Here is an 11578-nt window from a genome sequence, read left to right on the forward strand (position 1 = left end):
CAATGCGGATTGGGACGGGGTGGGCTCGGGTGGAACCGTCATCACGCCCGCTTGCCCATCGCCGCCCGTGACAGGCGCGCGGCGGCGCGGCGGAGCGGCGTGACCGCCCGTCGCTGTCCGGGAGGCTGCCCGGCGCATTGGCCGTCGGACTGTTCGCTGGACTGTTCGCCGGACCGCTCCCAGTCGAGCAGCTCGCAGGTCAGTTCGGCGATGCGCTCCAGCCCGTCGAGCAGTCCGGGCAGCGGGCTCGCCGACGGCGGCGCCTGGCTGGCCAGCGCGTGGATCGCCTCCCCCATCACCCGCGGGTCGCCGCCGTCGCGGTCGTGGTCGAGGGTGCGCAGCAGGCCCAGCGCCTCCGCCGCCTCGGCGCGGATGCGCTGCTCCAGCCGTGGACGGGTGCGCGGGGCCAGCACCGACGGCTTGTCGAAGGACAGGATCTCGCAGAAGGTGTTGTAGCCGCCCATCGCCACCACCCCGACCGCGCCGGCATAGAGCTCCTCCATGCGGGAATGGAAGTCGAGAGCCTCCACCCGGCCCTTCAGGCGGCGGATGCGCCGCGCGAACTCGCGCTTGCGGACATCGTCGAGGAAGGGGCCGTAGACGATCAGGGCGCGCGGGGCCAGGGTGGGGTCGGCCTCGTAGGCGGCGATGGTCCAGTCCACCAGCGCCGCGCCGTCGCCGCCGCCGCCGGGCGTCACCAGCACATAGGGCCCGGCCTGCCGCCGCCCGCCGCCTTCGGCGCCCTCGCGCCGGAGATAGCCGGTGTAGCGCACCCGTGCGGCGATGTCCTCCGGCAGGTCCAGCCCGTCGAGCGGACGGTAGACCTCCGACAGGCCGTAGACCCAAAGCTGGTCGTAATAGCGGGCGACGGCGGCCAGCGCCTCCTTGCGCTCCCACTCCGGCTGCAGCACCTCGGGCGCGTCGAGCACGTCGCGCAGCCCGAGGACGACACGGGTGCCGCCGGCGGCCCTCATCTCCTCAAGGGCCGGCAGGAACTCGCCATGCAGGCCGGTCGGCTCCTTGTCGACGATGGCCAGAGTCGGGCGGAAGGCGCGCGCGGTCGCCCGGATGATCTCCGCCCGGATCGCCGTGGTCTCCTCGATCGGCAGGCCGAGGTTGCGGGCGGTGTAGCCGCCGTCCTGCAGCTTCACCACGCCGGGCAGCCGGACATGGTCGACCCGCTCCGGAAAATCGAAGCGCCCGGCCACCGGGGACCCGGTGATGATCAGCGCCGAGGCGCCGGGGAAGGTCGACACCAGTGCCTGGGCGATCGTGCGCGACCGCCGCAGGTGGCCCAGCCCGAAGGTGTCGTGGCTGTAGAGGAGGATTCGCGGCGGTGTCCGGTCGCGATTGGGGGACCGAAGGCCGGCCAGGGGCTGGTGCATGCTCGGACACTCCGCTTCAGCAAGGAGTCGGAACCGAAAAGCCTTCGCAGATCAAATTGCTGTGCTCTTTGTCGGTGCTTGGTGGAGGACCGGACCGGTCCCGGTGGTTGCGCGTCGTGGTCCAGGCGCCCGCGGTGGCGCTTCAGCCTGGATAACACGCCTCACATGGATCGCGCCATACATCACGCCGAAGGCCGGCCGGGTCAAGGCAACCCACCTATGTGCCGCCGCACCTGCACCGGCACTTGCGCCGGCATGGCCGGCGCGCGGCGGTCCGCCCTGCGGCGCGTCAGTCGTCATGGTAGGGGTCGAGCGCGTCACGCAGGCCGTCGCCGAGGAAATTGAAGGACAAGACTACCAGGATCACCGGCACCATCGGCAATGACACCCAAGGATAGGTTTCCACCGCCATCAGGTTCTGGGCGTCGTTCAGCATCACCCCCCAGCTCGTCGCCGGCGGCCGCAGGCCGAGGCCGAGGAAGGACAGCGCCGTCTCGCCCAGGATCATCGAGGGGATCGACAGGGTGGCGCTGGCCAGCAGGTGGCTGGCGAAGTTGGGCAGCAGGTGGCGGCGGATGATCCGCGCCGGCGACGCGCCCATCAGCTCCGCCGCCATGACGAAATCCTCCTCGCGCAGCGCCAGGAAACGGGAGCGCACGGCGCGGGCCAGCGACGGCCAGTCGAGCAGGCCGAGGATGACGGAGATGCACAGGAACACCGTCACCGGGCTCCATTGCGCCGGCACGGCCGCCGACAGGGCCAGCCACAGCGGCAGCTCCGGCAGCGACTTCAGGATCTCCGACAGGCGCTGCACGCCGGCGTCGATCCAGCCGCCGAAATAGCCGGCCATTCCGCCCAGCGTGATGCCGATGGCGAAGGACACGGCGATGCCGAGCAGACCGACGGTCAGCGAAAGCTGCGCCCCGATGGCAAGCCTGGAGAGCATGTCGCGGCCCAGCCGGTCGGTGCCCAGCAGGTGCAGCGAGGCTCCCGGCGGCGGGCAGACCAGCCGGACCTCCGCGTCCACCAGCCCCAGAAAGCGGTAGGGCGCGCCGGGGCACAGGAAGCGCAGCGGCATCGGCCGGCTCTCGTCCACCTCGTAGCGCCAGCGATAGTCCTTCAGGTCGGGGTGCCCGCTGGTCGGATAGACGAAGGGGCCGACGAAGCTTCCCTCGTGGAACAGGTGGACGGCCTGCGGCGGGGCGTAGAGATGCTCGACGTCGCGCTGGTTGGCGCCGTAGGGAACCAGGAAGTCGACGAAGGGCAGGCTGAGGTAGGACAGCCCCAGGAACAGCGCCGACAGCACCGCCAGCCGGTGGCGCAGGAAACGCCGCAGCATCAGCCGCCGGTTCGAGGCCACGGGGTCGAAGCGGGTCGCCGCGCCGGCGCCCTCCGGGTCGGGATAGGGCCTGGTGTCGACGTAATGCTCGGGACTCTCGCTCACGACCGCCTCCCCTTGCCGAGCCGGATGCGCGGGTCCAGAAGCGCGAGCGCGATGTCGGAGATCAGCATGCCGACCAGCACCAGCAGCGAGATGAACATCAGGATGAAGCCCGACAGGAAGATGTCCTGCGCCCGCAGCGCCTCCAGCAGCGCCGGGCCGATGGTCGGCAGGCTGAGCACGACCGAGATCAGCACCGATCCCGACACCAGCGAGGGCAGCAGCGAGCCGATGTCCGAGACGAAGGGGTTGAGCGCCATGCGCAGCGGATAGCGGACGACCCGGCGGACCGGCGGCACGCCCTTGGCCTTGGCGGTGACGACGTAGGGCTTGCCCAGCTCGTCCAGCAGGTTGGCCCGCAGCCGCCGCACCATCGCCGCCGTGCCCGACAGGCCGATGACGATGGTCGGCACGATCAGGTGCTGCAGCACCGAGCCGACCTTGGCCCAGCTCAGCGGCTGGTCCTCGTATCGGGCGTCGACCAGCCCGCCGATCGGCAGGCCCAGCCATTTCTGGCCATAATAGAGCAGGATCAGCGCCAGCAGGAAGTTGGGCGTCGCCAGCCCGATGTAGCCGATGGCGGCGGCCAGGTAGTCGACCCAGCTATTGGCGCGGATCGCCGCCAGCGCCCCCAGCGGAAAGGACATCAGGTAGACGAACAGGACGGCGGCGACGTTGAGGATGACGGTGAACCACAGCGTCTCGCCGATCACCTCGGAGACCGGCTTGTTGAACTCGAAGGACCAGCCGAGGTCGCCCTGCAGCAGGCCGTTGAAGCCGTTCGGCCCGGGCCAGACGCCGATCCAGATCAGGTACTGCTCGGCGATCGGCCGGTCGAGCGCATATTCGTGGCGCAGGAACTCCGCCTTCGCCAAGCCGGCCTCCTGCCCGGTGGCCCGCAGCTCGGCGATCTGGTTGGACAGGTAGTCGCCGGGCGGCAGGTTGATGACGACGAAGATCAGCATCGAGACCACGGCCAGCGTCGGGATCATCACCAGCAGGCGGCGAAGGATGAATCGCAGCATGGGGGCGTCAATCCTCCCGGCGGTGGATGCCGACGGGGTCCGGATCGGCCGGCCGGGCATCGGCGAAGAAGAACTCGTCGGGCCGGTAGACGCCGAGATAGGCGCCGGGATCCCACAGCCACAGACCCTTTTCCGGAACGTTCCGCAGCCGGTTCGACACGGCGATCGGCTGCGGCGTCTCCGACACCACGCCGATGGCGAAGACCTGGTCGGCCTGGATGTCCAGCATCCGCGTCCACAGGGCGCGGCGCTCCGCCTTGTCGGTGGTCAGGCGCCAGCGATGGGCCAGATCCATCAGCTCCGCCGCCACGGGCAGGTCGACCGCTTCGCCGGCACCGCCGGAGGTCTGGTAGTACTGGCCCCATTTCGGCCAACTGAAATTCTCCTGGGTCATCGGCGCCAGTTCCTCCGGGCTGCTGTCGGCGTCCGGAACGCCGTTGTCCCAGCCGCCCCACACCGCCATCATCGTCTGCCCGGCATAGACGCGGTTGCGCAGCACGTCGCGGTCGACGGTGCGCACCAGCAGCCTGACCCCGATGTCGCGCCAGGTCTCGGCGATGATCTGCAGGGCGTCGGTGATCTCGGGCTTCTCGCCGGACGTCTCGACGATCACCTCCAGCGGCCGCCCGTCGGGCAGTTGCCGGTAGAGCGCGCCGCGCGGCCGTTCCAGCCCGATCTCGTCCAGCAGTGCGGCCGCCCGCTGCGGGTCGTAGCCCGTCCATTCGCCGGTGCGCTGCGGGTCGTAGAGCGGGCTGTCCGGCAGGACGCCGACGCCGCTCTCGCGTGCCAGCCCGAAGAACAGCGAGCGGTTGATGATCCGCCGGTCGACGGTCAGCGACAGGGCGCGGCGGAAGCGGACGTCGCGCAGCAGCGCGCGCCAGACCGGGTCGTTGTAGTTCAGGTTGGGATAGAGCGCGATCTCCGCCCCCTTGCCCTCCGGCCACAGCAGGGTGCGGTAGTTGCCGCCCCTCTCCCCCGCCACCAGCACCGGCACCTGGGAGAAGGTCAGCCCCTCGGCCTGGAGGTCGGCCTTGCCGGTGGCGACCTGCGCCGGGATCAGCCCGGCCCCCATCACCGAGACGTCCAGCCCGTCGGTGTAGGGAAGCTGCATGCCGTGGCTGTCGAAGCGGTGATAGTAGGGGTTGCGCTGGAACAGCAGGTGGTTGCCGGTTCCCTTGGACAGCACCATCCAGGGCTGCAGCGTCGGCTCGTCCGGATTCTCCATCCGGAACATGTCGTCGAGCAGGTTGTGCAGCGCCGCCCAGTTCCGCACCTTGTACCTGGCCAGCAGCGGCGCCAGCGTCGTCTCCGGGGTGTAGCGGGCGTGGAACTGCTTCAGGTAATGGGCCGGGCGGTAGATGAAGGGCGGCCGGGCGGCGGCCAGCGTCGGCAGGAAATAGGGGTTCGGCTCCTCCCAGCGGAAGCGGGCGGTGACCGCGTCGGGGAAGCTGACCTCCGGCGGCTTGCCGTTCACCAGCATGAAGCGCGGCGGGCCGGACGGCGACAGCATCGGGTTGTTGGCGATGTCCTCCCACCAGTAGCGGATGTCGTCGCTGGTGAAGGGGGCGCCGTCGGACCAGCGGTGGCCGGCGCGCAGCGTCAGCGTGAAGTCGCGCCCCTCCTCGACCGCCACCGACTTTGCGATGTCGGGCACCAGCTCGCGCTTGTCGTTGTAGCCGACCAGGCGGGCATAGCCGTAGAGCACGGCGATCCGGCTGTTGCGCCGCTGGGTGATGAAGGTGCGGATCCAGCCGCCGGACCGTCCGGCCTCGCGCTCCTTGGCTTCGAGGTCGACGACCAGCGGTTCATCCGGCATGCGCTGGCGGACCGGCGGCAGCAGGCCGTAGGTCACCTCGTCGCGCAGCAGCGCCGGCTCCTGTGGCGTGAAGGCGGCGGCCGGGCCTGCCGGGACCGACAATAGGAGCAGCGCCGCGAGGAGGGCTTTGGGATGGCTCATGCCGCCCGCCTTTCGGCGTGCCGCCGGACGAAATGGCCGGGGGACCATTCGACCAGCGACGGTGGCCTGCCGTCGGCGTCCGGGCGGAAGGGCTCGGGCCACAGGTCGGGTTTGCCGGCGCCGAGCGCCACGGTGGCGACGTCGATCGGCCGGTGGACGTCGGGCTCCGGCGAGGCGGCGATCAGCGCGCGGGTATAGGGATGCAGCGGGGCGGAGAACAGGGCGGCCGGCGGCGCCTCCTCCACGATGCGTCCGGCCCGCATCACCGCGACACGGTCGGCCAGCCGCGCCACCACCGCGAGGTTGTGCGAGATGAACATCAGGCTGAGGCCGAGCCTCTCCTTGATCGCCTCCAGCAGGTCCAGCACCTGCGCCTGGACCGACACGTCGAGTGCCGAGGTCGGTTCGTCGCAGATCAGCAGCCGGGGATCGAGCGCCAGGGCGCGGGCGATGCCGATGCGCTGGCGCTGGCCGCCGGAGAAGGCGTGCGGGTAGCGGCTGGTCCAGGACGGGTCCAGCCCGACCTGCGCCATCAGCGCCCGCACCCGGGCGCGCCGCTCGGCCCGGTCGCAGACGTCATGGATCGCCAGCGGCTCGGCGATGATCTCGCCGACGCTCATCCGCGGGCTCAGCGAGGCGTAGGGGTCCTGGAACACCATCTGCGCCAGGCGGCGATAGGCGGTGAGTTCCGGGCCGGACGCCGCGAGCAGGTCGAGCGGCGGGGTGCCCGCCTGCGGCCGGAACAGCAGGGTGCCGCCGGGATCGGGGCGGTCGGCCAGCATGGCCAGCCGCGCCAGCGTCGTCTTGCCGGATCCGGACTCGCCGACGATGGCCAGCGTCTCGCCGCGGCGGATCGACAGGTCGACGCCGTCGAGCGCCCGCACCCGCGTCGACCCCCGCTCGAAGGTCTTGCTGACGCCGCGGAATTGGAGGATGGCGTCCTCCTCCTCCGCCGCTGCCGCTTCCGCCGCCGCTGCCGCCGCTTCGGGAGCGGCGGCGAAGGCCGCGGGGATGCCGGGGGCGGCGGCGATCAGCTTGCGGGTGTAGCCGTGCAGCGGCCGGCCCAGCACATCGGCGGTGCAGCCCGATTCCATCACGCGTCCGGCGCGCATCACCACCACGGCGTCGGCCATGTTGGCGACGACGCCGAGGTCATGGGTGACCAGCAGCACCGCCATGCCGGTTTCGCCCTGCAATTCCTTGATCAGCGCCAGGACCTGCGCCTGGAGGGTGACGTCGAGCGCGGTCGTCGGTTCGTCGGCGATCAGCAGGCGCGGGCGTGCGACCATCGCCATGGCGATCATCGCACGCTGGCGGAGGCCGCCCGAAAGCTGGAAGGGATAGGAGCGGAAGGCGCGCACCGGATCGGGGAAGCCCACCCGCTCGAACATCGCCAGGCAGCGGGTGCGGGCGACGGTGCGGTCGCAGTGGCCGTGCAGCCGCAGGACCTCCATGGTCTGGTCGCCGATGGTGTGGAGCGGCGACAGCGCGCTCATCGGCTCCTGGAAGATCATCGAGATCCGGCTGCCGCGGATGGCGCGCAACCCGGCCCGCGACAGCCGCAGCAGGTCGACGGGGCCGCCGTCGCCGCCGTTCCCGTCCCGGTCCCCGAACAGGATGGAGCCGCCGCACACCTCGGCACCGCGGGGCAGGATGCCGAGGATGCTGCGGCAGGTCAGCGTCTTGCCCGAGCCGGACTCTCCGACCAGCGCGACGCTCTGGCCCGCGCGCACGCCGAACCCGACGCCGTCCACCACCGGCCGCGGCATGGTCGAGCGGCGGAACCGGATCGACAGGTTCTCCACCTTCAGCATCGTGCGTCGCCCCGCCCCATCGCCCTTCCTCTCTCGCCGGTTCCCGTGACCGCATGCCCGGTGGCGGGGTGAGCCGCGGCCGGATAATGGCCGGTCTTCATGACGTTTCGATGTGCTTGCGCCCCGCCCCCGGCCCGGCCGTGCCGGTGCGCCTCATGGCGGCGCCTCGCTGGTCAGCCGCTTGCCGACCTGCTGGATGACCCGCATCGGCAGGTCGGGGACGGACGGCATCAGGTGCTGGATCGTCGCGCCGTCGATCCGCAGCAGGCGGAGATGCGTCCGCGCCCGGATGGTTGAGAAGCGGCGCACGCCGGCCAGCAGTTCCAGCTCGCCGAACACCTCGGGCGGCTTGATGAAGGCGATGTGCAGCGGCGGCTGGCCGTCCGGCATCAGCCGCACCTGCTCCGCCTCGCCGTCGGCCAGGACGAAGACGAATTCCGACGGCTCGCCGCTGCGGTAGATGAAGTCGCCTTCGGCGACGTTGCGCCAGTCCGCACCCGCCAGCAGGCGGCGCAGCACCCTCTCCGGCAGGTCGGAGAAGACCGACGAGCGCGACAGCAGGCGCAGCGCCGGCTCGTCGGTGTCTCCGGCCTCGCCCGCCACGGTGTCCTCGTCGGGTGCGGCGCCCTGCTGGCCGCGGCGCACCAGACGGCCCTCCTCCAGGTCGTAGATCGCATCGTAGGCGGGATTGTCGCCGATCCGCTCTTCCAGGACGATCAGGGTCATCGTCGGCAACAGCTCCTTCATCCGCAGGAAGATGCGCATCCGCTCCTCCGGATCGTAACTGTTCAGCGCCTGATAGATCACGAAAATGTCCGGCTTCTTCATCAGCCCGCGGATGAGCTGGATCCGCTGGCGGACGCTGATCGGCAGCAGCGAGCCGCCGATGCCGACCTCGCCCAGCGCCACCAGGATCAGCACGAAGGCGCGGGCGTCGGTGCGCTCCAGCGCCTCGTCCACCAGGGCGCGCAGTTGGGTGATTGCGCGGGGATCCTCGCTGGTGATGCGGCCGAACAGCAGGTTGTCCATCACGTTCAGCCGCGGATGGTACAGGTCCGGCTCGAACACCGCGACCTTGTCGCGCAGCTCCTGCGGCAGTTCGTCGAGCAGCCGGCGGCGGATCGTCATGATCGCCTCGCGCTCGGCCGGCTGGACGAAATCGGCACCGTCGCGCTTGGGCACGATCATCAGGAACATGGTGGCGAACAGCAGCGTGTCGGCCTCCTGGTGCCGGCGCTGCGGCCGTTCGCTGCGGCGCTTCAGGCGGGTCACCGCTTCCACCAGTTCCTCGAACAGGGCGTCGTCCATGTGCGGATAGCGCATGATCATGACGTCGCCGTCGGCGCTGCCGCGGTAGACCGACACCACCCGCATGGCGAAGCGCCGCCCGATGCGCACGGCGGCGTCCCACAGGCCGTGCGCCTCCATCAGCGCCCGGATGGCCGGGTCGGTGACCATGCGGGCGACCGTCAGCCGCTTGCCGTCCGGCAGCCCGAACAGCATGTTCTCGGCCAGGCTGGCGTAGGGGTTGAAGCGGTCGCGGTCGAAGCGGGCCAGCAGGTGTTCCAGCCCGCGTTCCGCGATCGCGTCCCGCAGCCAGTGGCGGGCGCGCAGCAGCGGCTCGGCGACGAAGGGGTAGTCGTCGGGGTCGAAGACCTCGCGCAGGCCGCGCTGGTAGACCTGCGCCTCGCCGCCGGTGGCGGCGAGGCACTGCATGAACCAGGGGCGCAGGCTCTTCCAGTCGGATGCGCCGATCATGGCGAAATCGGTCCAGATCCCGTCCATGCTGTCGGTGGAGTTGCCCGATGCCTCGGCCTCGATGATCTCGCGGCGGCGGGCCGGCGACATGGTGGCGGGATCGTCGGGCGGCGGGCGGTGACGCAGCCCGTAGGTTATGTTCTGCATCATGCTGCCGTTGAACATGCGCGGCTCCGGGCTGGCATAGGCCATCCGCTTGCCCAGCAGTTCCAGCGGCACCTCGTCGAGCGGCAGGCTGCCGATCTGGATGCGGCCGGAGGTCGGCGGCGACAGTCGCACCAGCAGTTCGGCCAGACGGCGCAACGCCAGGGCGTTGGTGCCGGCGATGCCGACCATGGCGCCCGCCGGCACCTCCAGCGACAGGCGGTTCAGCATGCGGTCGCCGTACTCGTTGGCCCAGGACACCGCCTCCAGCCGCAGGGGAGCGCGCAGGTCGGTCGGCGTCTGCGGTGTCGCCGGGTGCCAGTCGAACAGGAAGGGCGGCGAGAACTGGTCGGAAATCTGTTCGTACTTGATCTGCGCGTCGATCATGTTCTGGTAGTAGTCGAGCAGCTCCTTCCAGGGTGCCGTCAGATCCTTGAAAGCGGACAGCGCCGCCACCAGGGCGCCGATCGTCAGATCACCCTGCAGCACCAGGTATCCGCCGATCGAGAACAGGAAGAACGGTGTGATCTGGTTGATGAAGTTATTGAGGAACTTTACGAAATACTTTCTCTTGTAGATCTCCAGGCGAATCCAGTAGATGCTGCCGAGGAACTGTGTAAACTCCGCCATCGAATAGCGGACAGTGCCGTTGACGCGGATTTCGCGGACGTTCTCCACGCTTTCGCCGATGCGCTCCGAAAGCTGCCGGACCTTCTTGACCCGCTCCTTGCCGAGCTGCTTCACCTTGATCTGGAGTTTCGGGATGATGTAGGCCTGGACCGGGATCAGCGCGACCGAAACCAGGCCGATGGTCGGCTGCTGGATGAACAGGAACAGCAGGATCGTCAGCATCGTGCCGCCCTGGTAGAGCGGTTGCGCGAAGGAGTCGCCGATGAAGCCGGCCAAAGGCTCGGTCTCGGCGGTGATGGTGGAGATCAGCTCGCCCTGGCTGACCTTGGAGAAGTGGGGCAGCGGGAAGCGCAGCATGCGCTCCAGCAGGATGTAGCGCAGGCGCCGCACCTGCCGTTCGCCGACCACCCCCTTGTAGGTGTTGATGCGCATCTTGAAGGCGCCGTTGGCCAGCACCAGAGCCAGAAAGCCGACGCACAGGACCAGGAGATACGACACCGGCCCCAGGCTGAAGCCGAGGATGTCGCGTTCCGGCTGCGGGTCGGAGATCGCCCGGTTGATGATGATCTTCGGCAGTTCCAGCGAGGCGTAGAGCACGGGGAAGGAGGCGATGGTCAGCAGGGCCAGCACGATCTGCTGGCGGCCGCTATGCTCCCAGATGAAATGAAAGATGTTCCGGTTCATCAACGGCCTTCAGCGTCGCGGCGCCTGTGGCCGCTTCGGTTGCGCGCATCCCCCGCGCCGGCCGGCGCGGGCCGGCCCTTGCGGGCTGGAGGAAGATTGGCTTGAGCGGCACTTTTTCCAGTCGGCAATCCGGCCGTCCCCCATCCCGCTGTCCCTATCGCGCTGCCCCTCTCCCGCCAACCTCAGCCGTCCACCCGCCAGGCATGGTAGGTCCACCGCCCGCGGACCGGCAGGTCGACGGCCGTCCAGCCGGGCTGGTCCAGCGGCCGGTCGGACAGGACGATGCCGCCCGGACGCATCATCGCGCCGATCAGCGGGGCCAGCCAGGCGGCCTGGCGCGCGTCGTGGCCGCCGTCGGTGCTGCCGAAATCGGCATGGGCCAGCCGGGCGCAGCGGCCGAAACGGCCGGCAGCCGCCGGCAGGGTCTGCTGGAAGTCGCCGACGAACAGGCGGTCCTCCTCGGGCGTCAGCTCCGGCGGCACCCGCACCCACATGTCGAAGACCAGGATGTCCCACGGCGGGAACAGCCGGCGCAGGTGATCGAAGGTGCGCCCCTTGCCCAGCCCGATCTCCAGCACCATCCCCTCCTGCCCGGAGACGGCACCCTCCGCCCAGCCCAACGCATCGCGCTGCATGGTCAGCCGGTCGATCATGCGCTCCAGTAGCGAACGCCCGTCCAGCGGCGCGCCAGCGGTGGTCATCGGCCCCTCCCCTCCCGTTCTCGCAAACTCCAGCCCCAG

The 11578-nt window shown here is 70.0% G+C and carries 7 protein-coding genes; all 7 read right to left on the reverse strand.

What is annotated here, in order from left to right:
• Positions 1-41: 41 nt before the first annotated feature.
• Positions 42-1385 carry a glycosyltransferase family protein gene (locus tag J2850_RS24220; RefSeq protein ID WP_209987599.1) on the reverse strand — a complete coding sequence of 448 codons (1344 nt, stop codon included), beginning with the start codon at positions 1383-1385 and terminating at the stop codon, positions 42-44.
• A gap of 289 nt (positions 1386-1674) precedes the next feature.
• Positions 1675-2829, reverse strand: a complete 1155-nt coding sequence (locus J2850_RS32260; RefSeq protein ID WP_209987602.1) for an ABC transporter permease — start codon at positions 2827-2829, stop codon at positions 1675-1677.
• Positions 2826-3851, reverse strand: coding sequence for an ABC transporter permease (locus J2850_RS24230; protein ID WP_209987605.1), 1026 nt, complete (start codon positions 3849-3851; stop codon positions 2826-2828). Before J2850_RS24230 ends, J2850_RS32260 begins: the two co-directional genes overlap by 4 nt.
• A 7-nt stretch (positions 3852-3858) precedes the next feature.
• Positions 3859-5808 carry an ABC transporter substrate-binding protein gene (locus J2850_RS24235; protein WP_246513491.1) on the reverse strand — a complete coding sequence of 650 codons (1950 nt, stop codon included), beginning with the start codon at positions 5806-5808 and terminating at the stop codon, positions 3859-3861.
• Entirely contained in the window at positions 5805-7622 is a 1818-nt protein-coding gene (locus tag J2850_RS24240; protein WP_209987609.1) for a dipeptide ABC transporter ATP-binding protein, read from the reverse strand. The genes J2850_RS24235 and J2850_RS24240 overlap by 4 nt, the downstream gene beginning before the upstream one ends.
• A gap of 153 nt (positions 7623-7775) precedes the next feature.
• Positions 7776-10838, reverse strand: a complete 3063-nt coding sequence (locus tag J2850_RS24245) for an ABC transporter transmembrane domain-containing protein (protein WP_209987611.1) — start codon at positions 10836-10838, stop codon at positions 7776-7778.
• A 182-nt stretch (positions 10839-11020) separates the two neighbouring features.
• On the reverse strand, positions 11021-11539 hold the full coding sequence (locus J2850_RS24250) for a class I SAM-dependent methyltransferase (protein WP_209987612.1): 519 nt from the start codon (positions 11537-11539) through the stop codon (positions 11021-11023).
• Positions 11540-11578 lie beyond the last annotated feature (39 nt).

Origin of the sequence: Azospirillum picis (genome assembly GCF_017876115.1) — a bacterium.
Classification (GTDB): domain Bacteria; phylum Pseudomonadota; class Alphaproteobacteria; order Azospirillales; family Azospirillaceae; genus Azospirillum; species Azospirillum picis.